Consider the following 25,759-nt stretch of genomic DNA (forward strand, 5'->3'; position numbering starts at 1 on the left):
CCCTTCTTGCGAGGAGACTCAAATCATTGCGGCGACGACTCGTTCCCTGTCGCTGACTTGAGCGAGCGGATGAGCGCCGCGACGTCGGCGTGCCTGTGGGCAGCATCGACGATGGCCGATCCGCAGATGACCCCTCGCGCTCCGGCAGCGAGGGCAGCGCGGACGTGCTCGGGCTTTGAGATGCCGAAGCCGAAGACCGGCGGCGGCGCTCCGGCGCGGTTCAGGCGCTCGACCAGGCTGCGGTCGAACTCGCCGCTCGAGTGAGTGCCGGTGATCCCGGCGCGGCTGACGCAATAAGTGTAGCTTTTCGACAGCCGGGCGATGCGCTGGAGCGCGGCGTCCGGCGTATTCGCGGCGGCGATCAGCACCGGTTCGATGCCGGCCTGCTCCATCTCCCGGGTGTAGGGCTCCGCCTCCAGCGAAGGAACGTCGGCGATCAGCAGGCTGTCGGCGCCGGCTTCGGCCGCACCGCGCATGAAGCCGGCGCGAGCGGCGACGATGTTTGCATAAGTCAGGATGCCGACCGGCACGTCCGGGTGACGGCCGCGGAAGTCGCGGATGAGATCGAGGCAGTCGCCGACGCGGACGCCGGCGCCAAGCGCGCGCTGCGCGGCAGCCTGGATCACCGGGCCGTCGGCGACCGGGTCGGAAAATGGAATGCCGACCTCGATCATGTCGGCGCCGGCTTCCACCAGCAGGTCGAGCGGCGGCGCGGCCGGGTCGCCGAGCATGAGGAAGGCGCCGAACGCACCCTCACCCCGCAAGCGATCGAACATGGCGGCATAGCGGCTCATGCCGAGGGGCCGATCAGCTGCTGCGCCTGGCCGACGTCCTTGTCGCCACGCCCTGAGAGACCGACGAGAATGATGCTGTCCGGCTCGGCTTGAGCAAGCTTCAGCGCATAAGCGAGGGCGTGCGCGGATTCGAACGCGCACAATATGCCCTCGTTCTTGGCGAGCGCGGTAAACGCCGCGAGCGCTTCGGCGTCGGTGACGCCGACATAATCGGCGCGGCCGCTTCCCTTCAGGTGCGCGTGCTCCGGGCCGACGGCGGGATAGTCGAGGCCGGCGGACACCGACCAGGTGTCGGCGACCTGCCCGTCCTCGTCCTGCAGCACCAGCGTTTCCGCGCCGTGCAGGATCCCGCGTGTGCCGCGCAGCAGGGTTGCGCCATGTTCGCTGCCGTCGAGCCCCTTGCCCGCGGCCTCGACGCCGATCAGCCGCACCGGATCGTCGATGAAATCGGCGAACAGGCCGATCGCGTTGGACCCGCCGCCGACGCAGGCGACGGCCGCATCGGGCAAGCGCCCGACCTGCTCGATCATCTGCGCGCGCGCTTCCTTGCCGATGATCCGCTGGAACTCGCGGACGATGGTCGGGAAGGGGTGCGGGCCTGCTGCTGTACCAAGCAAATAATGCGTATCGGCAAATGTTGCCGACCAATCAGCAAGCGCTTCGTTGATGGCGTCCTTGAGCGTCCGTCCGCCGCGCTCGACCGGCACGACCTTCGCCCCCATCAACTGCATGCGGAAGACGTTGAGCTGCTGCCGCTCGACGTCCTCCGCGCCCATGTAGATGATTGTCTCGAACCCGAAGAGGGCGCCGACGATCGCGGTGGCGACGCCGTGCTGGCCGGCGCCGGTCTCGGCGATCAGGCGCGTCTTGCCCATGCGCTTGGCGAGCAGCCCCTGTCCCAGCACCTGATTGGTCTTGTGCGCGCCGCCGTGGAGCAGGTCCTCGCGCTTCAAATAGATATTGTCCGGCAGGTTGCGGCATTGCGTGAGTGGGGTCGGACGGCCTGCGTAGTTCGCCAAAAGGGAGCCGAGTTCCACCGCGAACGCAGGATCGTCCTGCGCGTCGAGGAACGCCGCCTCGAGCTGCTCGAGCGCGGGGACGAGGATTTCGGGAACATAGCAGCCGCCGAAGCGCCCGAACCGGCCGTCTAGGCGCATGCACTGAGCCGTCGTCGCGCGGGCGGGCGAAGCGCCTCGAACAAGGCGGCGATCTTATCCGCGGACTTGCGGCCCGGCATCAGGTCGACCGACGATCCGACGTCGATCGCAAATGCACCGAGCCGTTGCGCACCGCGGGCGTTCCCGGCGCCGATGCCGCCGGCGACGATTCCCTGCCCAAGCTCCGGATGCCCTTCGATCGCGCTCCAGTCGAAGCTGCGGCCGCTGCCGCCATCGCCATTGTCGAACAGCAGCCGGTCGCCGCCGCGGCTCTTCAGCGGCTCGCGTCCGACGCTGAGAGCAGTCCAGATTTCGCAGCTCGGCGGCACTTCGCGCCGCACCCGGCGAATATAATCACTGTCCTCGCGCCCGTGCAGCTGGATCGCGTGAAGGTTCATCAGCACGGCGATGTCGCTGAGCGTCCTGAGCGGCGCGTCGCGGAACACGCCGACCGGGAGCATGCCGGACTGTCGGGCCATGCCGGCGAGCGGTGCCGCTTCCTCGGCCGTGACGTGACGGGGGCTGCCGGGCACGAAGACGAATCCGGCATAGGACGCGGGAGCCGCGGCGCGCAGGTCGCCGGAGCGGTTGAGGCCGCAGAGCTTGGTGCGGCCGAACACCAGCTGACGCGCCGCCTGCGCCGGATCCGCGGCGTGCATCAGCGCCGACCCGATCAGGAACCCGTCGACCAAAGGCGCGAGCCGGTCGACGTCGGACCGGGTGGAGATGCCGGACTCCGACACCAGCACTGCGTCCGGCGCCATGCGGGCGAGCCACTCGGTGGTCGCGAGATCGATGGAAAGGTCGCGCAGGTCGCGGTTGTTGATGCCGATGAGGCTTGCGCCGAGCGCCTTCGCGCGCAGCATCTCCTCTTCGTCATGAACCTCGACCAGCGCGTCCATGCCGAAGCGCCGAGCTTCGGAGATCATCTCGCGCGCTGCGCGACCGTCGAGCAGCGACAGCATGACGAGGATCGCGTCGGCCCCGGCGATCCGCGCCTCGGCGACCTGGCGGAGGTCGATGAAGAAATCCTTGGCGAGGACGGGCCCGTCGAACTCCGCGCGCGCGGCGGCGAGGTCCTTGAGCGACCCGCCGAAGAACGGGCCATCGCACAAGACGCTGAGCGCATCGGCGACGCCGGCATAGCCGCGGGCGAGCTGCGCGGGGTCGGCATTGGGCCGGATCGCTCCGGCTGACGGCGAGCCCTTCTTGATTTCGAGGATGAAGCGGGCGCCGTCCTGCGCGAGCGCGGCCGCGAGGCTGCGCCGCGTCGGCTTGGCGCGGCCGCGGAGGCTGTCGAGCGAAACGCCTTTGTAGCGCCGCTCCAGCTCCTCGCGCTTCGACGCTTCGATGCGGCCGAGGACGCCCTCAGCCACGGCTCGCCTCCACATAAGCGCCGAGCACCTTGCCGGCAGCGCCGGACAACAAAGCGTCGCGGGCGAGGACCGCGCCGTCACGCAGGCTCGCGGCTTTCCCGGCGGTGAGCAGGAGCGCGCCGGCATTGAGGATGGTCATGTCATTTTCCTCACCGCTGCCGCGGCCGGCCAGCAGCTGGCGAAGCCGCTGGGCATTCTCTTCCGGGTCGCCGCCGGCAACGGCGCTGAGCGGCGCGCGCTCCACGCCGGCGTCCTCGGGGCGGATCTCGATCTCGCGCATCTCGCCGCCGGAGAGCTGGATCGCGCGGGTGTCGCCGTGAAGCGCGATTTCGTCGAGCCCGGAGCCGTGGACGACCAGCGCTTCGCGCACGCCGAGCGCGTTCAGCGTCTGGGAGATGCGGCGGAGCATTTTGGGGTCGGCGACGCCGAGCAGCTGGACGGGCGGCCGCGCCGGATTGATGCAGGGTCCGAGCAGGTTCATCACCGTGCGGACTGAAAGCTGCCGCCGCACCAAGGCGGCATGCTTCATCCCTGGATGATAGGCCGGCGCGAACAGGAAGCAGAAGCCGGTCTCGTCGAGCACGGCGCGGGCGCTTTCGGGCGAAAGCTCGATCCTGGCCCCGAGCGCTTCAAGCACGTCCGCCGATCCGCACCGCGAGCTGACGCTTCGGTTGCCGTGCTTGGCGATCGGCAGCCCTGCGGCCGCGGCGACGAACGCGGTTGCGGTCGAAACATTGATGATGCCCGACGAATCGCCGCCGGTGCCGCAGCAGTCGGCGAACAGATAATCGGGCCGCTCGAACGGCAGCGCCGCGGCCGACAAGGCATGGGCGGCGCCGATCATCTCCTCGGCCGTCTCCCCCTTCATTCGAAGCGCGATGAGCATGCCGGCGATCTCGGCCGGCTCGAGGCGGCCGAGGACGAGCCGTTCGAACAGATGCTCGGCATCCTCGGTCGGCAGGTCCTCGCCGGCGAGCAGGCGCGGCAGGGGATTGGGGACGGGGACGTCGGCCGGGACGCCGTCCTGACTGTTGGCGGGAAGGTCGGTCTTGAGGAGGGCAATGGTCATGAAAAGGTCACCTGAAACAAAAAAGCCCGCCGGGTGGCGGGCGGGCAGTCGAATGATCGTGTTGGCTAAGTCGATCAGTCGCGCCATCGCGCCGCATGGGTCCGCGATCCGTGCCACCAGCGGCGAACGGTCAGGGAAACGGCGATGGCATTCAGGTGCGTCATCAAGGGCTTGAGTAGGCGAGATTTTCTGTTGCCGTCAACCGGGTCTGTTGACGGTATCGGCGCCGTGGTGGCATTGGCGGCCGGCAGAGCGGGTGTAGCTCAATGGTAGAGCAGAAGCCTTCCAAGCTTACGACGAGGGTTCGATTCCCTTCACCCGCTCCAGCCTAGCCAGTTCGGGGGACTGGCGTAGGGCTGGAGCGCCCGAGCGCCAGCGAGGGGCGACAACCGTCATGCCGGGGGCATGTCGAAGTTTTGGAGCGCTCGTGAGGCGTTCGGCCGAACGAGGCGACTGCAGCGCTTCACTTCCGTTGACACAGCGGACCCGCGCCGCCATTTGGCGCGCCTGCCGAGCACCTGGAGAGGTGGCCGAGTGGTTAAAGGCAGCAGACTGTAAATCTGCCCGCGCAAGCGTACGCTGGTTCGAATCCAGCCCTCTCCACCACAGCATCGCCGTCGCGGAAGCGCTGCTTTTCCGCCGAAGCGCTCTGAAGGGAGGCGGTTTCTTCAGCATCGCCGAAGTGCGCGACGCCAAGAGCGCAGGTCGTGGGGTACAAGGGCGACAAGAAGATCGAGCCGAAGTGTAACGCAAGTTGCATTTGGCGAGAGCCGCGCCGGTTTAGCTGACAGCAGTGCAAGTAGAAATCGCGGAAAACTGCTAAAACTGGCTAATCCCTAGACTTTGGCTTAAGGACTTCGGACTCGTTGCTCGGGAGTTGCGTTGGATGTTCGCGGTGCAAGCCTCATCAGAGGATACGAATAGCTTGCCGGAGGTTGGCGGTGGTATGCCTTACGGCGGATCAGACGATGTTGCAGCCCGTGTGGCGCGGCTGACGCCCGGCCAGCTGGACTGCCTGCGCCTTGTCGACCAGCATATGAGTTCCAAGGAAATCGCGGTCGAGCTCGGCATTTCGCCGCACACCGTCGATCAGCGCATCCGCCAGTCGCTACAGATTCTCGGCGTCGAGCGCCGGGCGCAGGCGGCGCGGCTCGTCGCCCGCACCAGCGGCCCATATCAACGGTTGATACATCAAGCGCCGCACATTCCCGCCGATCCGCAATCCGGCCAAACCGAAGCCGCGGTCAGTCATCAGATTCGGCACGCTGACCGTGCAGGGGAGGTCGGGGGAACTGGTTTCCAAACCGAGCAGAGGGCCGTTTCATTCCGGCCTTCCCTGCAACCGCCGTTCGCAACCAGGAGCAACCCGCGGAATGAGATGAGTGTCGGCCAGAGGCTGTTCTGGGTCGCGGCAATCGCGATCGGAGCGGCATTCTCGGCGGGTATGTATCTCGCCGGGCTGGAAAGCCTCGCAAGGCTTCTGGGCAACTAAGCCGACAATCACCGCCAGACCGCAGCAACTCCGGGCGCCACGCGCGCCGGAGAAGGAGCAGTCATGCGCAAACAGATGATCGAAGACGCCGCTTTCGAGGTCGCAACCCAAGTCCGCGTGGTCGAGGACACGATCGACGCGGCAATGGCCGAGATCGCCGAGCTTCAGGCCCGCATCATGCGCGCCAATGCCGTCGCCCGCGTCGGCTTCGGCGCCGCCCATCCTTCGCTCGAACAACTCGCTTCGGCGGTCAGCGGCCTGGTCGCGACCCGCGGCGCGATGGTCGAATGCCATGCGGCGCTGGCGGACGCCAAGACCAAGGTCCCGGGCCTTCGCACGGTCGCCATCGGCGACGAGGAATGCCCGCCGAAGGTCGCGCGGACCGACCTTCGCGTCGTCGCCTAGAGAAGAGCTTGCGGCACGGCACCTGCTGTGCTGCGTGGGCCGGGACGACATGGCGCCCATCCTCTTTCGCATCCTCCTCGCGTGCGTCGCGGTGGCAGCCTTCCTGTGGGGCCGCCGTGACGAACGCGTGGCGGGTGCCGTCCTCGTACTTGGCGTGATCGCCACCCACCTCGTCATCTCGCCACTCGCCAGCCGGTTCCATGGCTTCGAGACGAACGTGCTGGTGGTCGACCTGCTGGTGTTCGCCGGCTTCCTGTGGGTGGCGCTGCGTTCGGACCGGTTCTGGCCTTTGTGGATGGCGGGGCTGCAACTGACGGCGATCCTCGGCCATCTCCTCAAGGCGGTGCACGTCGACCTGTTCTTCAAGGCCTATGCCGCGGCGATGGTGTTCTGGAGCTATCCGATCGTCATCATCCTCGGCGTCGCCACATGGCGCGGCTATCGCCGCCGCCGGGCAAGCTCCAACTTTTCTGCCGCGACCGCCGTCTAGACTCGCGGCGCAAGGCAGCTAAGCGGTGCAGCGATGTCGCGCCGCAAGAGATCCCACCAAAGTCACGGCACGCCGAGCCGCCCGCGCTTCTGGGGCAAGCACGCGGTCGCCGCCGCGCTCGACAATCCCGATCGCAAGGTGCTGCGCGCCTGGGCGACGCGGGAGACCGCCGGCTTCATGCAATTTCCAAAGGACGTGCCGCTGACCCTTGCGGAGGCGCCGGACCTCGCCCGGCTCGTGCCCGGCGACGCGCCGCACCAAGGCGTCGTGATCGAAGTCGAGCCGCTGGACGATGTGTGGCTCGACGGCATCCTGTCCGAAGCACCTGACCGCGCGATCATCCTCGTGCTGGACCAGGTCACCGACCCCCACAATGTCGGCGCGATCCTGCGTTCCGCCGCCGCATTCGGCGCGATCGCCATCGTTACCCAAGACCGCCATTCGCCGCCGGAGAGCGGGGTCATCGCGAAAGCTTCGTCCGGCGCTCTCGAGCGCGTGCCGTGGGTGCGGACGGTGAACCTGGCCCGCGCCCTCGACGAGATCGGCGAAGCCGGCTTCTGGCGGATCGGGCTTGCCGGCGACGCGAACGCGGACCTGCGCGAAGCCTTGGGGCCGCAGCGCGTCGCTTTGGTGCTCGGCGCCGAAGGGACGGGAATGCGGCCGAATACGCGGGAGCATTGCGACGCGGTGGCGCGGCTGCCGATCACCGACGCCATCGAGAGCCTCAACGTGTCCAACGCCGCCGCGGTCGCGCTCTACGCCGCGACCGTGGCCTGATGGTCCGCACTTCAAGCAGCATTCGCGATCATGTCGAAGCGCTCGCCGCCCGCGAGCCGGCCTTCGCCCGCGTCGTCGAACGGCACGGCATTCCGGAGCCGCGGAGCAGCGACCCGGGGGCTCACACCTTGCTGCGGACGATCGTCGGCCAGCAGGTCAGCGTCGCCGCCGCGCGGTCGATGTGGTCGAAGCTGGAGGCCGCTTACGGCGCGCCGCCGGACCTCGCCGCGATTCTCGATGCGAGCGACGACGACCTTCGGCTTGCGGGCATTTCGCGGCAGAAAGCAGGATATGCCCGGAGCCTTGCCCAGCTCGTGCTCAGCGGCGAGCTCGACCTTCATGCCCTGCCCGAGGACGACGAAGAAGCGATAGCGCTGCTGACCCGGATCAAGGGGATCGGCCGCTGGTCGGCGGAAATCTATTTGCTGTTCGCGGAAGGGCGGCCGGATGTGTGGCCGGCGGGCGACCTCGCCGTGCAGATCGAGATTGGGCGGCTGTTGGAGTTGTCCGGCAAGCCGAGCGAGAAGCAGTTGCGCGAGCTTGCGGAGGGCTGGCGGCCCTATCGCGGCGCGGCCGCGATCCTGGCCTGGCACAGCTATAATTCGGCAGTGCTCTGAGACAGATTTTTTGCTTGCGGCAGCTTCGCCGCATGGCAAGCTGAACCACATATCGGGAGGGGAGCCCATGAAACGCGTAGACGTCTATTTCCTGCTGCTTGCGACGATCCTGCTGGTCGTCGGAGCCGGCCTCGGCATCGTCATGGGCGCGAGCGAGGATTTCCGCCTGACGCCGGTGCACGCGCACCTGAACCTCGCCGGGTGGGCATCGCTCGGCCTCTTCGGCCTTACCTATCGCGCTTACCCGCAGCTCTCGGCAACGCGGCTCGCACCCCTTCACCTCGTCCTTTCAGGAACCGCTTCGGTGCTGCTGCCGATCGGCATCGGTCTTGCGGTCCTCAGCGCGTCGCCCGGGCTGGCCATCGTCGCATCGATCCTGTGGCTTGCCGGCGTGCTGATTTTCCTGGCGCAACTGGTGCGCCTTCTCGGCCGCGACCATCCGGCGGCTGCCGAATAGCTAGCGGCGCGCGGCCAGCTGCAATTGCCGCGCATGAAGGCCGCGAAAAATGCGCGGGCCAGCGTCGAGCCGGAACGGCCGCAGCTTGTCGCCCTCGCCTTCGCGGCCGAGCAGGAAGCTGGCGGAGGTCTGACCCTCGCCTGAGCTCCAGCGGTAGAGCACGGTGAAGGCGACCAGCGGCACGAACACTTGCTGGCCGCCGAGGTCGTACGGCTGGAGCATATCGCGCGGAATCGCCAACTGGAGCTGAAGAGCCGTTCGCTCGAGCGGCGGAAGCAGATCGATCCGCTCCCCCTGGTCGCGCGGGCTGCCGATGAAAGCGCCGATCTGCTCGTCCTGTGACGGGCCGGCGTTGAAAGCGGTGATGTCCACAGCGATGTCGCGAGCAGGCATGCTCCCCGAGTTCGATAGTTCGACGGCAACCTCGATCGTGGCGCGCTGATCGTCCAGAACGCAGCGAAGCGGGCGGAAAGCCACGTCGATCCAGGGACGCAGGCGCGTTGAAACGACGCCGGTGGACTTTGCCGGATCGGCGCCCCGGGGCTCCAAAGCGGGAGGTGGCGGTGCAGGAGAAAGCGGCGCAGGCTTGAGCGCGGCGGGGGGTCCGCGGCTCGGTTCGAGTTCGGGTGCGACGAACGCATCCATTTCCGGCCCGCCGGCGAGCGCCTCGCGTGATCTGCTCCGGTGGAACAGGAAGGCGCCACCGGCGCCGAGCGCGACGGCCGCGAGCAGCCAGGGGAGAAGGCCCAAACCGCCGCCGCTATCGTGAGTTGGGCGCGCCGGGCTCGGCGCGGCGCCCTCGGTGAATGACGGCGTGGGCGCTTCGACCGTCCCTCGTCCGCTGACGGGCGGGGTGGTAAAGCTCGGCAGAGCGGTCGAGGGAGTAGGGGTCGCGGTCGACGGAGCCGCGCTGGCGGATTGTTGCCGCCGCGGCTCAGGGGCCGGCGCGGGCCGTTCGCTGCGAAGCACCGGACGGGGGGCAGCTGTTGCAGGCTGGGTGGTCTCCGGCTGCGGCTGCGGTTGCGTCGGCTGGGCGGTTGCTGCGGGTTGATCGGCTCTGCGGGTGACAGTCCCCGGCAGGTTGAAGTTGCGCAACTCGCGCGGGCCGACGGTCTCGGGCGCAGGCGTGTTGGTGGCGGGCGCTTCTTGCGCGCCAGCCATTGCCGGAGCGAGCGCAAGCACTGCTGCAGCCAGAATTTGCCCCACGCGCGAAAGCGTCTTCATCCGGTCCCGATTCTCATGTGCTGGGCGCGCTCGCTTCCCTGCGGCGCGCCAGCCCCATGCCTTCGACAGGCGGCGGTTTCAAGCATGGCCGGGATGAACAGGCCCGGAATTGCCGACGACCGGAGGCGATATGGTCAGCGGGCGTCGACCAGCACCAGCTCCGCGTCATCGTCGGCCTCGATGCGGACATGCTCTTCGCCGGTGATTGCGACGCCATCGCGGGGGCCGGCCTCGACGCCGTTCACCCGCACCCGGCCGCTCGGCACGAGATAGAGGTGGCGGTCCGGGGCCGCATCGATGGCGATGCTCTCCCCGGCCTTCACGGTCGCGCCGAGCACCCGGGCGTCGGCGTTGATGGTCAGCGCGCCATCGTCGGGATCGCCGCTCGCAAGCAGCTGGAACGCGCCTTCGCGGCTGTCCTTCGGGAAGGGCTTCGCGCCCCAGCTCGGCGGCGCCGACGGACGGTCAGTCTCGATCCAAATCTGGAACAAGGTCGTCCGCTCGTCCTCGAGATTATATTCGGCATGCACCACACCGGTGCCGGCGCTCATCACCTGCACGTCGCCAGCGCCAGTACGGCCCTTGTTGCCCATCGAATCCTGGTGAGTGATTGCGCCCGTGCGGACATAGGTGACGATTTCCATGTCGCGGTGCGGATGGGGCGGAAAGCCGCTCTTGGCTGCGATCTGGTCGTCGTTCCAAACGCGAATGCGCCCCCAGCTCACGCGCTTGGGGTCGTGATAGCTCGCGAAGGAGAAATGGTGGCGGGCGTTGAGCCAGCCGTGATCGGCGTGGCCGAGCGTGTCGAATTTGCGGATGTCGATCATGCTTCCAAGGTGGCGAAGTGCCCGGCGCCTTCAAGTGTCATCGATGTGCCTCCGGGAAATGTCGGCTCGTCGACACGACATGGCAGCCCACCGCGTCTGAACCGTTGTTCATGCGCATCTTCACTGCTCATGCGTTGGGTGCGGGTTCCCTCAAGAGGAGGGTGCTTTGCGCTGCTTGTGCGGCGCATGCCTACCAAACTCAGAGATGGAGAATATGTATGCGTAAACTCATGATCGCTGCAAGCATTGCAGCCGCGACCGCCGCCAGCCCGGTCGTTGCCCAGAACGTCGACCTCAGCCAGGGTCTGGTCAACGTCACCGTCCGGGACGTGTCGGTCCTCAACAACTTCCTGAACGACACCCAGATTGCGGCGCTGAACAACCTCAATGTTCCCGTCACCGTCCAGGTGCCGGTCGGCATCGCCGCCAACGTCTGCGGCGTGACCGCCAACGTCCTCGCTTCGCAGAAGAAGGCCGGCGATGCGGCGTGCAACGCGACGTCCGGTTCGGGCGCCCTCGCCCGCGCCGTCAACGATCAGCTTCTTTCGCAGAAGAAGAAGTAAGCAACTCCGCTCGCAAGAGCAGGGATCGGGAGCCCGGCTGGAAACGGCCGGGCTCTTTTCATTGATCGCTCATGGCTTGCTCATGATTGACGCAGGCCCCGCATGCCATGAGGCTGCCCGCACCAGCGGGAGATGGGATCGTGATCAGATTTGATGGAGAGCGGAGCGCCGGGTTCAAGCTCGCACTGACGATCATCGTCGGACTGGTGCTCACCATCCCGCTCTTTTCGGTCTGGCTGCTCGTTTACGACCGCCAGTCGCAGCAGGAGCAGGCGCAAAGCTCGATCACCGCAGGCTGGGGCGGGCCGCAGGCGATCGCCGGACCCGTTCTCGTCATCCCGTACCGCACCACCGCGAGTCAAACGGTCGTCGAGAATGGCGCCAGCGTGACGCGGACCAGCGAGGTAGCCAAGGAGCTGACGCTTGCGCCCGAAGTGGTGAACGTCGCGACCGACCTTCGCCCGGACGTCCGCCGGCGGTCCATCTATGAGGCGGTGGTCTATGCGGCGTCGGTCAGCGGGCATGCGCGCTTCCGCCTGCCGCAGGACCTTGCCCGCAGCGGCGTCGATCTGGCGCGGATGGACCTCAGCCGCGCCGAGCTCCGCTTCTCGCTCAGCGATCCGCGCGGCCTCGGCGAGAACCCGAAGGTCTCCGCGGCCGGCAAAGCGCTCAGCATGCTTCCGGGGAGCGGCAGCGGGGGCGGCCGCGGCTTCTTCGCCTGGCTCGATGCAACGGGGCTTCAGGCGCAGCCGCTGTCGGTCAATTTCAGCTACGGCCTCCGCGGCAATGCGGCGATCAGCCTCGCGCCGCAGGCCGGGGATACGCGCTGGCTGGTCAAGTCGTCCTGGCCGAGCCCGAGTTTTGGCGGCGACTTCCTGCCGCAGAGCCGGTCGGTGACGGACAAGGGCTTCGAGGCGGGCTACCGGGTCGGCAACCTCGCGCTCGGAAGGTCGCTCGTCAGCACCGGCGATGCCGGCGCGCCCGGCATTGCCGAGCGCATTCCGCCGCCGTCGCGCACTACTCCGGCTGTTGAGACGACGGGGCCGGCCGGGGACATCGGCCCGGTGCAGACCGCCTCGATCAGCCTGATCCAGCCGGTCGACGTCTATTCGCAGGTCAACCGCGCGACCAAATATGGCTTCCTGTTCATCGGCTTCACCTTCCTTGCGCTGCTGATGTTCGACGTGATCGGCGGCGCCCGCGTGTCGGCGGTCGAATATCTGCTGATGGGCGCCGCGCTCATCCTCTTCTTCGTGCTGCTGCTCGCGCTTGCCGAAGTGATCGGCTTCACGCCCGCTTATTTGATCGCTTCGGCCGCCATCGCCGGGCTCAATACCGCTTATTCGGCCGCGGTGCTGGGCAGTTGGCGGCGGGCGGCGATGATCGGCGGGTTGCTGTTCGGCCTTTATGCCGTGCTTTACGTCCTGCTCAGCCTCGAAGCCTATTCCTTGCTGATCGGATCGCTGCTGCTGTTCGCGGCGCTTGCTGGGGTCATGTACGCGACGCGTCGGATCGACTGGGGAGCGGCCAGAAGCGAGCGCGCTGTGGCGTGACGCTGCCCGGGTTTGCGGCTAGGCGGCTGGTCATGAACGATCAGCCGCTACCCCCCAAACGCATTTTCCCCTCGTCCAAGGTCGACGCCATTTCGGCCGAACATGTGCCGTCGATTCCCCAGACCGAAAGCTCGGCCTACAAGCTGGCTTTCCAGGATACCGACTTCCTGCTTCGGGAGGACCTGCGCCCTGTCCGCTTCCAGCTCGAGCTCTTAAAGCCCGAGCTGCTGCTCAACGAGGCGAACATCGCCTCGACCTTCGTCTTCTACGGCTCAGCGCGAATCCCGGAGCCCGCGGCGGCCGACGCGCTGATCGCCGCCGCGACCAATCCGCAGCAGCGGGCGATCGCCGAGAGCTTGAAGGCGAAGTCGCATTATTATGACGTCGCGCGCGAGCTTGCGCGGCTCGCCAGCCGCTACGGCGCGGACGAACAGGGGCAGCGCCACTTCGTGGTCTGCTCGGGCGGCGGTCCGTCGATCATGGAGGCGGCCAACCGCGGCGCCGATGACGAGGGCGCCGAATCGATCGGCCTCAACATCGTGCTCGCGCACGAGCAAATGCCGAACCGCTATCTGACCCCCGACCTGAGCTTTCAGTTCCACTATTTTGCGCTTCGGAAGATGCACTTCCTGCTGCGCGCGCGAGCGGTCGCGGTGTTCCCGGGCGGCTTCGGGACATTCGACGAGATGTTCGAGCTTCTGACCCTGGTGCAGACGGGCAAGGTGCGGCCGCTACCGATCCTGCTGTTCGGCCGCGATTATTGGAACCGCGTGGTCAATCTGGAAGCGATGGTCGAGGAAGGCGTGATCGCGCCGCACGACCTCGACCTCATCCACTGGAGCGAGGATCCGCACGAGGCCTGGGACTTCGTGAAACGCTTCTATGCCGAAAATCCGGCCCCGGCGCGGCAGCAGAGCGCCCCGCCCGAATAAGGCGGGGGCCGCTTAGCGGTTCGTGTCGCCGGTCTTCTTCATGCCGTCGCCTTCGCCGCCGCTGGTCTGCGGAAGCTTGCCCGAGGCGGCGGCGGGCGGCGTCGGCTCGGTCTCGGCCTTTTGCGCGCCGTCGTTGGTCCCGGCGCCGGGCGCCTTGCCGGCAGCAGCGGGCTGCGCCGCGGCATCCGCGGCTGCAGGCGCTCCCGCCGCCGGTGCGGCAGGAAGCGGCTTCGGCGCATCGCTGTGCGCGTTCAGGAAGGCGATGACGTTCGCACGATCCTGCGGGTTGCTGAGGCCGGCAAAGGTCATCTTGGTGCCCGGTGCGAAGGCCTTGGGGCTGTTCAGCCACGCGTCCATCGTCTTCCAGTCCCAGGTGCCGCCCTTGCCGGACAGCGCGGGCGAAAAGGCGAAGCCGTGGCCCTTGCCGATCTCTTCGCCAATCACGCCCCAGAGGTTCGGGCCAAGCTGGTTGGCGCCGCCCTTGTTGGCGTTGTGGCAGGCGGTGCACTTGTTGAAGACCTGTTCGCCCTTGGCGGGATCGGCCTGGGCCAGGTAGAATTCAATCGGCTGCTCGGCGGCGCCGCCGCCTTCGCCTTCCTCGACCACGCCCTCGATCGGATAACCCATCTTTTCCGGACGGCCGCTGTGGAAATATTCGCCGGCGACGATTGACGAGCCGAGCGCGACGATCCCCGCGAACAGCACCCAGCCGGCGATGGTGTTGAAGCGATCGTCCATATTTTCCCTGCAGCGATGGAGAAGGTCGGTGGAATTTGGTGCCGCTTCTTAGGGGCGGTTCCGCGCTTCATCAAGCGGCCAGCCGCGCCTCGCTCATCAACTGCGCCGCCCTGGCGTAAAGGGTCGGAAGCCCGGCCTCGGAAAGCATGCCGATCGGCTGCCACCAGCCGTCGCCGATGGGCGCGCAGCGCGGCTCGATCGCGAGGTCGAGGCTGAAATGAGTGAAGATATGGCGGACGCTCGCGGCTGGCCGGCCGGCGGACGGCGCCGTTTCGGTCCACTCGGTGCCGGGCAGGGCCGCCATGCCGCCGAGCAGGCCTTTGGCCGGGCGGCGGACCAGCCAGACATGACCGTCGCGCTCGATCCACCAGGCGGTGCCATAGCGGTGAGGCCGGACCTTGCGTTTGCGCGGCGCGGGGAACGCTTCGGGCTCGCCGCTTGCGAGGGCGGCGCAGTCCTCGCGCAGCGGACAGGCGCCGCAGCGCGGCTGCCGCGGCCGGCACAGGCCGGCGCCCAGGTCCATCTGCGCCTGGACGACGTCGCCGGGGCGCTGCCCGTCCATGAGCCGCAGCAGATGCTGCTCGATTTCGCTCCGCTTCGGCTCGGCAAGGCCGTGGACCCGCGCCAGCACCCGCTCGACATTGGTATCGACGGCCGGCGCAGCCTCGCCGAACGCGATCGCCGCGATGGCGGCCGACGTATAGGCGCCGATCCCCGGCAAGGTGCGAAGTTCCGCAGCCGTTGTGGGGAAGCCGCCGCGCCGCACGACCTCGCGGGCGCAGGCGATCAAGTTGCGGGCCCGGGCATAATAGCCGAGCCCCGCCCACTCACTCAGCACCTCTTCATCGGCGGCGGCCGCTAGCGCCTCGACCGTTGGCCATCGCTCGATGAAGCGCGCGAATCGCGGGGTCACCGTTGCCACGGTCGTCTGCTGAAGCATGACTTCGCTGAGCCAGACGCGATACGGCTCGGGCGGCGGCGCTCCCGGCGGCGAACGCCATGGCAGCACCCGCGACTTATCCACATAATGTTGGATCAGGCGGGTCGAGGCGTTGGCGGTCACATGGCGGCTATGGCATGCTCCGCCGCCATGGCGAAGGGGAAGAGCGACAAACCGGAGGCGGAGCGCAGCTGCCGCCCGCGCAGTGCGGGCGAGCTGGTCGGCGCGATCGGCGATCCGTCGTTCCGCCGCTTCGGCTTCGTCCAGAGCTCGATCGTCAGCCGCTGGCCGGAAATCGTCGGGGAGCGCTATTCCAAGGTCTCGTCGCCCGAATCGATCCGCTTCCCGGCGGGGAAGAAGTCTGGCGGAGTCCTGACCCTGCTGGTCGAAGGCGCGCATGCGCCGCTGGTCCAGCATCTCGCGCCGATGATCATCGAGAGGGTCAACCGCTTCTTCGGCCATCCGGCGATCGACCGCATCGTCTTCCGCCAGGGCAAGGCGCCGAGCCCGGCGCCTCCGCCGGCCCGGCCGCAGCTCGCTCCCGTGCCCAAGGAGCTCGGCCAGGGGCTTCGCGAGATCGCCGATCCGGAGCTTCGGGCATGTCTGGAGTCGCTTGCGGGGCGAATCGCCGCTAGCAGTGGCCCGCCCGCGCTCGATGAGGGCGCCAAACCCATTCCCGTCATCAAGGGAGCGAAGTGAACTGATGAACCCCCGTGTTTTCCTCGCCTGCGCCGCGGCCGCGCTGGCGCTTGCCGGCTGCAACAAGGACAAGGGTCAGGCAAGCGGCTCGGCCGCGCCCGAAAGCGACGTGAAGATCACCATGGCCAGCCCGCCGCCGGGCGGCACCTGGGCCGATGTCGCCAACGCCACGACCGACGGCATCATGATGGGCAACCCCAACGCCAAGGTGAAGCTGGTCGAGATCGGCTCCCTGTTCTGCCCGGTCTGCAAGCGCTTCGAGGAAGAAGGCGTCCCGACGCTCATCAACAAATATGTGAAGAGCGGCGACGTCAGCTGGGAATTCCGCCCGTACCTGATCCACGGCGCGGTCGACATGGCGGCGAACCTCGTTGCCCGCTGCAACGGCCCGAAGACCTTCTTCCCGCTGTCGCAGGCGCTTTATGCCGACCAGGAAAAGCTGCTGTCTGCCGTCCAGGGTGCGCCGCAGGAGAAGGTGACGCAGATCCAGAACCTGCCGACCAACCAGGTGTTCGTCGAAATGGCGAAGCTGATGGGGCTGCAGGACTGGGCCGCCGCGCGCGGCGTTCCGGTGGCCAAGAGCAACCAGTGCCTGAGCAACGAACAGATGATCAACCGCGAGGTCGAGATCACGTCGAACGTCAACAGCCAGTATCCGGAGTTCAAGGGCACGCCGTCGTTCATCCTCAACGGCAGCTTGCTTCCCGAAACATCGAACTGGGCGACGCTTCAGCCGAAGCTGGATGCCGCGCTGAAATGATCAGGGCAGCCGCTGTTGCTGTAGCTGCACTGGCGTTGGTGCCGATGGGCACGGCGGCGGTTGCGGCTCCGTCTAAGGCAGCCGCCGCTCGCGATTGGTCGCGGACGGTGGCCGTCACCGGCGCCGGCGGGGTGCGCATGGGCAATCCCGCGGCGCGCGTGAAGCTGATCGAATATGCTTCGCTCGCCTGCCCCCACTGCCGCCATTTTCACGAGACCGGGTTCGATCCGCTGGTCCAGCGCTACGTGCGCTCGGGCAAGGTCAGCTACGAATATCGCAACCTGCTGATCAACGGGCCGGACGTGTCGATGGCGGTGCTCGCCCATTGCGCGCCGACGGGGCAGTTCTTCGCCTTCGCGGACCGCGTCTATGCGACGCAGCCGCAGTGGCAGAAGCGCGTGCAGGACGCGAGCCAGAGCCGTGGGGCCGAGCTCGAGGCGATGACCGACCAGCAGCGCGTCCTTCGCTACGCGCAGCTCGGCGGCTTCGCCCAGATCGCTGCGCGCTTCGGCGTTTCGCCCGTGCGCGCACGCCAGTGCCTGTCCGATCCCAAGCGCGTCGAGCGGTTGCTCGCCGTTGTCGAAAAGGCCTCTGAATTCGGGATCAACCGGACGCCGACGTTCGTCATCAACGGCAAGGTCAGCGGCGCGGCGACGTGGGAAGACCTGGAGCCGCAGCTCAAGAACGCGCTCGGCGGGCGCGGCTAGCGCCCGGGGCGGGGGGAGGAAAAGTTGAGGATCCGGCGGCTCAAGCTGAGCGGCTTCAAGAGCTTCGTCGAACCAGCGGAGCTTCGGATCGAGCCGGGGCTTACGGGTGTCGTTGGCCCGAACGGCTGCGGCAAGTCCAACCTTCTGGAAGCCATCCGCTGGACGATGGGCGAATCGAGCCCCAAGTCGCTGCGGGGCGGCGGCATGGACGACGTCATCTTCGCCGGCACCGCCAGCCGTCCGCCGCGCGACTTCGCTGAAGTCTCGATCCTGCTGGAAGTCGACACCGTCGGCGAGGAGCGCGGCGTTGGCGAAAGCGAAGTCACCCGCCGCATCGAGCGCGGCGCCGGATCGGCCTACCGGATCGACGGCCGCGACGCCCGCGCCAAGGACGTGTCGCTGCTGTTCGCGGATGCGGCGACCGGTGCCCATTCCCCGGCTTTGGTCAGCCAGGGCAAGATCAGCTCGATCATCTCCGCCAAGCCGACTGAGCGGCGGCAGCTGCTCGAGGAAGCGGCCGGCATTTCCGGGCTCCACGCGCGGCGCAAGGATGCGGAACAGAAGCTTCGTGCCGCCGAGGCCAATCTCACGCGTCTCGACGAGATCCTGTCCGAACAGGAACAGCGCGCGGCGCAGCTTCGCCGCCAGGCCCGGGCCGCGGAACGCTACCGCAAGCTCAGCGACCAGATCCGCGTCGTCGAAGCGACGCTGCTTCACGCGCGCTGGGCCGAGGCGGAGGCGGCTGCCGAGCGCGCGACTGCGGAAGCCAAGGCCGCGGCCGAAGAGGTCGAAAAGATCCAGGAGGCGATCGCCGAGGCGCAGGCTGCGCACGACAAGGCCGCCGAGGAGCTGAACGCGAAGCGTGCCGCCGTCGCTGAGCTCCGCGAGCAGGGCCATGCGCTGGCGCACCAGCTCGCCACTGCGCGTGCGCGGCGCGACACGGTGACGCGGCGCCTTGCCGAGCTCGACCGGCTCGACGCGTCGCTCACTGCCGACCTCGCCCGCGAAGAAGCGCTGCGGAGCGATGCGTCGCGCGCGATCGAGGCACTGGAGCAAGAGCGCGAAGCACTTGGCCGGCGGCTCGAGGATGCCGAAGGGCAGGCCGCGCGAATCGCGACCGAGCTGACCGCCGCGGAAGCCGCGTCGCGCGAAGCGGAAGCGGCGCTTGCCGAACTGCTCGCCCGGCAGGCTGCGATGCGGGCCGAGCGGCGTGTGGCTGAAGCGGCGCTGGAAGCGGCGCGCGCGCAACTGGCGCGGAGCGAGCAGGAACAATCGAAGCTGCGCGACCAGCTGGCGGCGCTCGGCGACGGAAGCGAGCAGGCCGAGGCCCGCAAGCAAGCGGAAGCCAAGGGCGCGGCGGCCGCCGAAGCACTGAGTGCCGCGGAAGCGACGCGCGTCGAAGCGGAGGAGGGCCGCGCTGCCGCCGCCGAACAGCGTGACGCAGCGGAGACGGCGCTGGCAGGAGCGCGTGCGGCATTTTCGGCCGCCAAGTCCGAACATGATGCGCTCGGCGCCGCGCTCGAACATGGCGGCGGGTCGGCGATCGCCAGCCTGTCGGCGGAGCCGGGCTACGAACGCGCGCTCGCCGCAGCGCTTGGCGAGGATGCCGATGCGGCGGTCGGCGGCGGGGATTCGCCGCGACGCTGGGCCGGAAGCGACGCTCAGGCGGGCGACCCTGGGCTCCCGTCGGGAACCGAATGCCTCGCGGATCATGTGCGCGCGCCGGCCGAGCTGATGCGCCGCTTGCGGCAGATCGCCGTCGTTGAGGAGGATGCGGGGCAAGTGCTCGCCGTCGGGCAGCGGCTGGTCACGCGCGACGGGATCGTTCGTCGGTGGGACGGCTTTGTCGCGAAAGGCGCCGGCGCGGCGGCGGCGGAGCGGCTGCTTCGCGCCAACCGGCTCGCCCAGCTCGGGGGCGAGCTGCCGGCGCTGCAATCCACGGTGGAGGGTGCAGCGGCGAGCCGCGACGCCGCGCTGCAGAGAATGGAGCAATGCCGCGCCGCAGCCGAGCGGGCGCGCCATGCGGCGCTTGCCGCTGAACGCGACGCACGGGATGCCGCTCGCGCTGCCGACGCAGCGGCTGCCGCGCTCGAGCGGATCGAGGCGCAGCGCAATAGCCTCATGCAAAGGCAGGCGGATTTGGACCCGGTACTCGCGGCATCGCGCGACGCGGTTGCGACGGCGGAGCGTGCGCTTGCCGCGCTGCCCGACCCGGCGGCGCTTGAGCACGAGGTAGAGGCAGCGCGAAGCCGCGCCGCTACGGCGGCGTCGGCGGTGGCGGACAAGCGCGCCGAAGCGGCGACGCGGGCGCGCGAGACGGCCGCGGACCGCGAGCGGCTGACCGCCGCGGCGCGCGAGGAAAGCGAATGGCGCAAGCGGCGCGAGAATGCCGAGGAGCGGCTCGCGCTCGGCAGCGAGCGCCAGAAGCAGCAGGCGAGCGAGCGCGACGAGCTGGCGAAGGAGCCCGGCGAACTCGACGCCAAGATCGCCGATCTCGAGCACCAGAATGACGGCAGCCAGGTCCGCATCGGCGAGGCCGCGGCTGCCGAGCGCGGCGCGGAGGAGAAAGTGGTCGCCGCCGCGCAGGCGGTCTCGGCGGCCAATGAACGCTCCGCCGATACGCGCGAGCGCCGGGCCGCCGCCGCCGTGCGTGCCGAAGCCCAGCAGGCGCGCAGCCAGGAGTTCGCCCGGGCGAGCGTCGAGAAGTTCGAATGCCTGCCGCACCGGCTGCCGGAAAAGCTCGGCTTCGATGCCGAGGAGCAGCGCAATGGCGACGAGGAGCAGGCGACGCTCGAGCGGCTGAGCGCCGAGCGCGAACGGATCGGGCCGGTCAATCTCGTCGCGGAGCAGGAGCTTGCCGAGCTCGACGAGGCGCGCGGAAAGGGCGCAGAGGAAGCCGAGGAACTGACGCAAGCGATCCACCGCCTGCGCGGATCGATCGGCAATCTCAACCGCGAAGGGCGGATCCGGCTGCTGGACGCCTATCGGCAGGTCGACACCCACTTCCGCCGCCTGTTCACGACCCTGTTCAACGGCGGCGAGGCCCACCTCGAACTGGTGGAAAGCGACGACCCGCTGGAAGCCGGGCTCGAGATCATGGCCCAGCCGCCGGGCAAGCGTCTGTCGACCCTGACCTTGCTGTCGGGCGGCGAGCAGGCGCTGACCGCGATTGCTTTGATCTTTGCCTTGTTCCTGACCAACCCGGCGCCGATCTGCGTGCTCGACGAAGTCGATGCGCCGCTCGACGACGCCAATGTCGAGCGCTTCTGCGACCTGCTCGACAAGATGACGCAGGAGACGGACACCCGCTATTTGATCGTCACCCACAATGCGGTGACGATGAGCCGCATGCACCGGCTCTACGGCGTGACGATGATCGAGAAGGGCGTGAGCCGGCTCGTCTCGGTCGATCTGCAAGGCGCGGAGACCCTGCTCGCGGCCGAATGAGCAATAGCTAAGTTCCGCTATTGCGAATGACTATCAATAACACTAGAGAGCGTGGCGACCGTCCTAAGGGGAAACAATGGACCGCCTGCCTTTCGTACTCGCTGCGGCGCTCGCCTGCGGCATCACTCCAGCTTACGCAGCCGAGGTGGATGAAGCTGCCGCTCCTGCTGCCGGCGCGGAGACCGAGGCCACCGACCAGCCCGACATCATCGTCACCGGCGTTCGCGAAAAGGGTTACAAGCGGGACCGCGCGAGCAGCGCGACCAAGATCGATGCGCCGCTTCGCGATATCCCGCAGACCGTCAATGTCGTCACCCGCGAGGTGATCGAGGACCAGCGTGCCCTGTCGATCCAGGACGTGCTCAAGAACGTGCCCGGGGTCGGCTTCTCGTCGGGCGACGGCCAGCGCGACCAAGTGTCGATCCGCGGGTTCACCGCCATCGCCGATCAGTTCGTGGACGGCATGCGCGACGACGCGCTTTACTTCCGCGACCTGTCCAACATCGAACGGGTGGAGATCATCAAGGGCCCTGCATCCGTTCTTTATGGACGCGGGTCGTCGGGCGGGCTGATCAACCGCGTTCGCAAGATCCCGCGCGATACCCATGCGACCCTGATCGGCAGCTTCGGCTCGTTCGAGAACCGCCGCGGCGAGTTCGACGTCGGGGTTGCCAGCGGCATGGTCGCCGGCCGGCTGACCGGCGCCGTCGAGAAAGCGGACAGCTATCGCGACAAGGGCTTCCTCGACCGCAAGGCCATCGCGCCGTCGCTGTTGTTCAAGCCGGCGACGAACCTCAGCCTGCTCCTCCAGGCCGATTATCTCGACGACGAGCGGATCACCGACTTCGGCATCCCGGCTTTTCAGGGCCGGCCCGTCGATGTCGACCCGTCGACCTATTATGGCGCCGCGAACGCGCGCGATGTCGACACCAGCCGCTCGAAAGTGTGGTCGGCCGGCGGCCAAATCGCCTACCAAATCGCGGCCGGCACCCAGCTGCGCAATTCCTTCCGCTATTATGATTACCAGCTGCGGCGGAACAACACGCTGGTCGGCTCGGTCAATGAGGTTGCGAAAACGGCCTCGCTCAACCGGTCGAACGTCAACCGCGACGAGCATGGCTGGTTCAACCAGACCGAGGTGACGCATGATGTGGAGCTCGGGTCGACCCGTCATCAACTGCTGGCCGGGGTCGAGTTCGGCCGGCAGGTGAAGGGCCAGTTCTTCGCCACGCAGAACAACATCGCCACGGTCGACCTGTTCAACCCGATGCTTCCGGTCCTGCCGCTGCTGGTGACGGTGGCGCCGTCGACCAACAACGTCGGCTACTTCAGGACGGCCGGCGTCTATGCCCAGGACCTCGTCAGCATCGGCGATCACCTGAAGGCGCTGGTCGGCGTCCGCTGGGACCGTTTCAGCCAGCGCACCGAACCGAGGATCGCGACCCAGCCGACGCTTTCGCGCACCGACCGCAAGGTCAGCCCGCGTGCAGGCCTGGTGTGGCAGCCGGACAGCCGGCAAGCTTATTATGCGTCGTGGAGCCGCTCCTTCCAGCCGTCGGGCGAATCCTTCCCGCTGGCGGCCAACAACACGGACATCGAGCCGGAGCGCACGACCAATTACGAGCTCGGCGCCAAGTACGACTTCTTCGACAAGAAGCTGAGCGCGACGGTGTCCGTGTTCCGCCTGCAGCGCGAGGGTATCAAGACCACCGATCCGGTCACCAAGGTGCTGATCCCGATCGGTACACAGCGGACCGACGGCGTCGAGCTTTCTGCCACCGCGGACCTGAGCGACGGTTGGGCCGCGGTTGCCGGCTACGCTTTCCTCGATGCCAAGGTGATCAAGTCGATCGGCGTGGATTCCGGTCAGCCGATCGAGGGCAAGAGGGCCACGATCACGCCCAAGCACAGCGCAAACCTGTGGCTGACCAAGAGCTTCGGCGACCGCTACGGCTTCGGCTTCGGCGGCAATTATGTCGGCGAGCGCTTCGCCAATCCGGGGAATACGGTGCGCCTGCCGTCATACTTCACGGCGGACGCGATGGCCTGGACCCGCGTCGGCCCGGCGCGGCTGCAGCTCAACGCCACCAACCTGCTCAACCGCCGCTACATCGTCTCCGGCCACGGCACGAACGGCAATCTCAACGTCCCCGGCGCGCCGCGCGCGGCGATGCTGACCGTACGGTTCGACCGCTAGGCCGATGCGGCGCGGGAAGCGCATCGCAGTCCAGGTCCACCTGTGGCTCGGCCTGATCGTCGGGCTGCTGTGGTCGCTGCAGGGGCTGACCGGTGCGACGCTCGTCTTCCACCGCGAGCTCGACCGCATCGCCCACGCCGAATGGCGGGGCACGCCCGGACCGCCGCTCCCCGCCGACCGGCTGATCGCGTTGGCAGAGCAGCAGACCGGCCAGCCGGTAACCGCGCTCGGCATCCTCGATTCCGGCCGCGACCTGCGCACCGCCACCTACAAGGATGCGTCCGGCACGCAGCGCATGCTGCTGATGGATGCGGCGACGGGCCGCGTCGTCGGCGAACGGCTTCCGCAGCCCGGCAAGCCCGAGGACGGGTCGACCTCGCGCTTCATCTACATGCTGCACGAGAAGCTCGTGTCCGGCGAAACGGGCGAGACGATCATCGGCACGTCGGGCATCCTGCTGCTGTCGAGCTCGCTGCTCGGCCTGTGGATCGCCTGGCCGCGGCCCGGCAATTGGCGCGCTTTGTTCTCCCCGCGCGGCTGGAAGACGCTGCAGCAGAAATTCTACAGCTGGCACCGGGTCGCGGGGCTCGTGTTCGGATTGCTCTACGTGCTGATCGCGATGGGTGGGGTCTACATGATCTTCACGGAATCGATCCGCCACGGCCTGGGCAAGGTCATCACCCTGCAGCAGCCGTACAAGGCGCCGGCTGACGCGCCAGCGGCGGGCGCGGCGGTGCCGGCGCAACAAGCGCTCGCCAGCGCCGAGAAGCTGTTCCCGAACGCGGAGTTCGTCCGCCTGGCAATGCCGGCGCCCGACAAGCCCTTCTACGTCATCCGCTTGCGCCAGCCGGGCGAGGTCCGCGCCTGGTCGGGCGCGACCAGCATCACGGTCGATGCTGCTAGCGGCAGGGTGGTGCAAGTGCAGGACGCGCTCGCCAAGCCGCCTGCCGACCGCCTCGCCGATGCGCAATATTCGATCCACAACGGCGAGATCCTCGGTCTCTTCGGGCGGCTGATGATCATGCTTGCGGGCTTGAGCCTGCCGACCTTCTACATCACCGGCGTATGGCTATGGTTCCGCAAGCGTCGGCTGACGCGGCAACGGCAGGCACCCGCAATCAGCGCGCGAGCTCAGCCGCTCGCTTCTTGATCCTTTTGAGGTCGTCGACGAAGCGCGCGCGTTCCTCGTCGCGGCGCTCGGGGTCGGGCATGCGCAGCAGGAAGCTGGGGTGCACGGTGACCCAGCATTCGCCGCCGTCGGCGAGCTGCAGCGGCTCCCCGCGCACCTTGCTGATGGTCACTACCTTGCCGATCAGCGACCGCGCCGCGGTTGCGCCCAAGGCTACCGTCAGCGGCGGACGGATCAGCTCGCGCTCCTGTTCCTGCCACCAGCGGCAGGCTTCGATCTCGCCGGCATCGGGCTTGCTGTGGATGCGCCTTTTGCCCCGCCGCTCGAACTTGAAATGCTTGACTGCATTGGTGACGTATACCGTGGCGCGGTCGATTCCGGCTTTCTCGAGTGAGGCGTCGAACAGCTGACCCGCAGGGCCGACGAACGGCCGTCCTTCCAGGTCTTCATTGTCGCCCGGTTGCTCGCCGACGAACATGATCGGCGCGTCGAGCGGGCCTTCGCCGAACACTGTCTGGGTTCCGCATTTGTAGAGCTCGCACCGGGTGCAATTGCGCGCGTCCTTCAGCAGCGCTTCCCACGCCGCGCGAAGGTTGCCGCCGGGCTGCACCGAGCGCTCCGCGGCCACGGCGTTCTCCAGGCCCTCCTTGGCCACCGAACGGTCGATCATCTCCAGCTCCCGTGCGCGCGCTCCGGCGATCAGCGGGGCAACGAGCGAGGTCTCGGGCATGTTGCGCCAATATTTCTTCGGCATCTCCTTCAGCATCGCGCCGACCTTCAGCCGCGCCGGGTTGAAGATGTTCGAATAATAGGTCCGCCAGGTCTCCTCGAGCGGATCCCCGTCGGGCGCATCGGCGCGGGTCGCGCCAGGGCCTTCCTCTAGGCTTTTGCCGTCCCAGTGCACGGACAGCTCCGGGGTCAGGATCGACCAGCACATGTTGGTGAAGCGGTTCACGAAGAAAGGCGCGGCGCGGCGGACGATATGATGGTCCGGCTCGAAGAAGGCGACGAAGCGGTCGTCGATTTCGCGGAAGCGGACGAAGGCATGCATCTTGTGCACGTCGCGCAGCACCTCCTTGGCGAGACCCTGAAGGCGCCGGACCAATGGATCGGCCTCGTCGTCGATGACGTGGCGGTCCGCCTTGATCCTGAGGAGGAGCGCGTAGAGCAGGGCGAACCGCTCGGGGTCCGAATGGCAGATGGCGGCCTTGGCCAGTTCGACGAACCCGCGCGGAACGGCGAAACTGGCGCCTTCGCGCGACGGCGCCTCGCTGCCGAACAGGTCTCCGGCATCGCCCTGCACCTGCCAGACCACCTCGCTCGCCGGCACATCGGCGTCGGCGAGGCCGCGCGCAGCGTCACGCCAGCCTTCGAAATCGTCGGGACGGGAGAGGCCGACGCGCCGCACG

General features: G+C 67.9%; 24 protein-coding genes and 2 tRNA genes. 17 read left to right on the forward strand and 9 right to left on the reverse strand.

Annotated elements, in window-relative coordinates; genetic code table 11:
* Positions 1–23 precede the first annotated feature (23 nt).
* The 4 genes from trpA to trpD are packed head-to-tail and all read right to left on the reverse strand — an operon-like array spanning position 24 to position 4,396.
* Positions 24–794: a tryptophan synthase subunit alpha gene (gene trpA / locus VIL42_06605; GenBank protein ID HEY8592521.1), complete on the reverse strand. Its 771-nt coding sequence runs from the start codon at positions 792–794 to the stop codon at positions 24–26.
* Positions 791–1,951 (reverse strand): tryptophan synthase subunit beta, encoded by a 1,161-nt coding sequence (gene trpB / locus VIL42_06610; GenBank protein HEY8592522.1) that lies wholly within the window; start codon positions 1,949–1,951, stop codon positions 791–793. The genes trpA and trpB overlap by 4 nt, the downstream gene beginning before the upstream one ends.
* Positions 1,942–3,327, reverse strand: a complete 1,386-nt coding sequence (gene trpCF, locus VIL42_06615) for a bifunctional indole-3-glycerol-phosphate synthase TrpC/phosphoribosylanthranilate isomerase TrpF (protein ID HEY8592523.1) — start codon at positions 3,325–3,327, stop codon at positions 1,942–1,944. Before trpCF ends, trpB begins: the two co-directional genes overlap by 10 nt.
* The gene (trpD, locus tag VIL42_06620; protein ID HEY8592524.1) at positions 3,320–4,396 is read right to left on the reverse strand and encodes an anthranilate phosphoribosyltransferase; all 1,077 of its coding nucleotides are present in this window, start codon (positions 4,394–4,396) and stop codon (positions 3,320–3,322) included. The genes trpCF and trpD overlap by 8 nt, the downstream gene beginning before the upstream one ends.
* 252 nt (positions 4,397–4,648) lie before the next feature.
* On the opposite strand from trpD, the gene VIL42_06625 reads away from it, so the two are divergent.
* The 8 genes from VIL42_06625 (at position 4,649) to VIL42_06660 (ending at position 8,634) form a co-directional block, all read left to right on the forward strand.
* Positions 4,649–4,722 (forward strand) — tRNA-Gly (locus VIL42_06625).
* Positions 4,723–4,916: 194 nt separating this feature from the next.
* Positions 4,917–5,002, forward strand: a tRNA-Tyr gene (locus VIL42_06630).
* A gap of 280 nt (positions 5,003–5,282) precedes the next feature.
* Entirely contained in the window at positions 5,283–5,888 is a 606-nt protein-coding gene (locus VIL42_06635) for a helix-turn-helix transcriptional regulator (GenBank protein HEY8592525.1), read from the forward strand.
* Positions 5,889–5,951: 63 nt separating this feature from the next.
* Positions 5,952–6,293, forward strand: a complete 342-nt coding sequence (locus VIL42_06640) for a hypothetical protein (protein ID HEY8592526.1) — start codon at positions 5,952–5,954, stop codon at positions 6,291–6,293.
* Between the two features lie 49 nt (positions 6,294–6,342).
* Positions 6,343–6,783 (forward strand): hypothetical protein, encoded by a 441-nt coding sequence (locus VIL42_06645; protein HEY8592527.1) that lies wholly within the window; start codon positions 6,343–6,345, stop codon positions 6,781–6,783.
* A 33-nt stretch (positions 6,784–6,816) separates the two neighbouring features.
* On the forward strand, positions 6,817–7,560 hold the full coding sequence (gene rlmB / locus VIL42_06650; protein HEY8592528.1) for a 23S rRNA (guanosine(2251)-2'-O)-methyltransferase RlmB: 744 nt from the start codon (positions 6,817–6,819) through the stop codon (positions 7,558–7,560).
* Positions 7,560–8,177 (forward strand): DNA-3-methyladenine glycosylase 2 family protein, encoded by a 618-nt coding sequence (locus VIL42_06655; protein HEY8592529.1) that lies wholly within the window; start codon positions 7,560–7,562, stop codon positions 8,175–8,177. The genes rlmB and VIL42_06655 overlap by 1 nt, the downstream gene beginning before the upstream one ends.
* 67 nt (positions 8,178–8,244) lie before the next feature.
* On the forward strand, positions 8,245–8,634 hold the full coding sequence (locus VIL42_06660) for a hypothetical protein (protein HEY8592530.1): 390 nt from the start codon (positions 8,245–8,247) through the stop codon (positions 8,632–8,634).
* On the opposite strand, the gene VIL42_06665 is transcribed toward VIL42_06660, so the two are convergent.
* Both VIL42_06665 and VIL42_06670 read right to left on the reverse strand, forming a co-directional pair.
* The gene (locus VIL42_06665; GenBank protein ID HEY8592531.1) at positions 8,635–9,858 is read right to left on the reverse strand and encodes a hypothetical protein; all 1,224 of its coding nucleotides are present in this window, start codon (positions 9,856–9,858) and stop codon (positions 8,635–8,637) included.
* A gap of 134 nt (positions 9,859–9,992) precedes the next feature.
* Positions 9,993–10,685 (reverse strand): pirin family protein, encoded by a 693-nt coding sequence (locus VIL42_06670; GenBank protein HEY8592532.1) that lies wholly within the window; start codon positions 10,683–10,685, stop codon positions 9,993–9,995.
* Between the two features lie 218 nt (positions 10,686–10,903).
* Here VIL42_06670 and VIL42_06675 point away from each other — a divergent pair, with 218 nt between their 5' ends.
* From VIL42_06675 to VIL42_06685, 3 genes are all read left to right on the forward strand, one after another.
* A complete protein-coding gene (locus tag VIL42_06675) occupies positions 10,904–11,248 on the forward strand; it encodes a hypothetical protein (protein HEY8592533.1) in 345 nt (114 codons plus the stop codon).
* Positions 11,249–11,388: 140 nt separating this feature from the next.
* Positions 11,389–12,801 carry a cell envelope integrity protein CreD gene (gene creD / locus VIL42_06680; GenBank protein ID HEY8592534.1) on the forward strand — a complete coding sequence of 471 codons (1,413 nt, stop codon included), beginning with the start codon at positions 11,389–11,391 and terminating at the stop codon, positions 12,799–12,801.
* Positions 12,802–12,833: 32 nt separating this feature from the next.
* Entirely contained in the window at positions 12,834–13,733 is a 900-nt protein-coding gene (locus tag VIL42_06685) for a TIGR00730 family Rossman fold protein (protein ID HEY8592535.1), read from the forward strand.
* A gap of 12 nt (positions 13,734–13,745) precedes the next feature.
* Here VIL42_06685 and VIL42_06690 read toward each other — a convergent pair whose 3' ends face one another.
* Entirely contained in the window at positions 13,746–14,471 is a 726-nt protein-coding gene (locus VIL42_06690) for a cytochrome c family protein (protein HEY8592536.1), read from the reverse strand.
* Positions 14,472–14,541: 70 nt separating this feature from the next.
* A complete protein-coding gene (locus VIL42_06695; GenBank protein ID HEY8592537.1) occupies positions 14,542–15,534 on the reverse strand; it encodes an A/G-specific adenine glycosylase in 993 nt (330 codons plus the stop codon).
* Between VIL42_06695 and VIL42_06700 the strand changes: the two genes are divergently transcribed.
* From VIL42_06700 to VIL42_06725, 6 genes are all read left to right on the forward strand, one after another.
* A complete protein-coding gene (locus VIL42_06700) occupies positions 15,535–16,110 on the forward strand; it encodes a DUF721 domain-containing protein (GenBank protein HEY8592538.1) in 576 nt (191 codons plus the stop codon). It begins immediately after the preceding gene.
* 4 nt (positions 16,111–16,114) lie between these two features.
* A complete protein-coding gene (locus VIL42_06705; GenBank protein HEY8592539.1) occupies positions 16,115–16,870 on the forward strand; it encodes a thioredoxin domain-containing protein in 756 nt (251 codons plus the stop codon).
* A complete protein-coding gene (locus VIL42_06710; protein HEY8592540.1) occupies positions 16,867–17,577 on the forward strand; it encodes a thioredoxin domain-containing protein in 711 nt (236 codons plus the stop codon). Before VIL42_06705 ends, VIL42_06710 begins: the two co-directional genes overlap by 4 nt.
* 24 nt (positions 17,578–17,601) lie before the next feature.
* Positions 17,602–21,024 (forward strand): chromosome segregation protein SMC, encoded by a 3,423-nt coding sequence (gene smc, locus VIL42_06715; GenBank protein ID HEY8592541.1) that lies wholly within the window; start codon positions 17,602–17,604, stop codon positions 21,022–21,024.
* A gap of 76 nt (positions 21,025–21,100) precedes the next feature.
* The gene (locus VIL42_06720; GenBank protein HEY8592542.1) at positions 21,101–23,221 is read left to right on the forward strand and encodes a TonB-dependent siderophore receptor; all 2,121 of its coding nucleotides are present in this window, start codon (positions 21,101–21,103) and stop codon (positions 23,219–23,221) included.
* A gap of 4 nt (positions 23,222–23,225) precedes the next feature.
* Entirely contained in the window at positions 23,226–24,371 is a 1,146-nt protein-coding gene (locus tag VIL42_06725) for a PepSY-associated TM helix domain-containing protein (GenBank protein HEY8592543.1), read from the forward strand.
* Here the strand turns inward: VIL42_06725 and VIL42_06730 are convergent.
* On the reverse strand, positions 24,340–25,758 hold the full coding sequence (locus tag VIL42_06730; GenBank protein ID HEY8592544.1) for a UdgX family uracil-DNA binding protein: 1,419 nt from the start codon (positions 25,756–25,758) through the stop codon (positions 24,340–24,342). The genes VIL42_06725 and VIL42_06730 overlap by 32 nt on opposite strands.
* Between the last annotated feature and the right edge of the window lies 1 nt (position 25,759).

It is taken from the genome of Sphingomicrobium sp. (genome assembly GCA_036563485.1).
In the GTDB taxonomy this organism is placed as follows: domain Bacteria; phylum Pseudomonadota; class Alphaproteobacteria; order Sphingomonadales; family Sphingomonadaceae; genus Sphingomicrobium.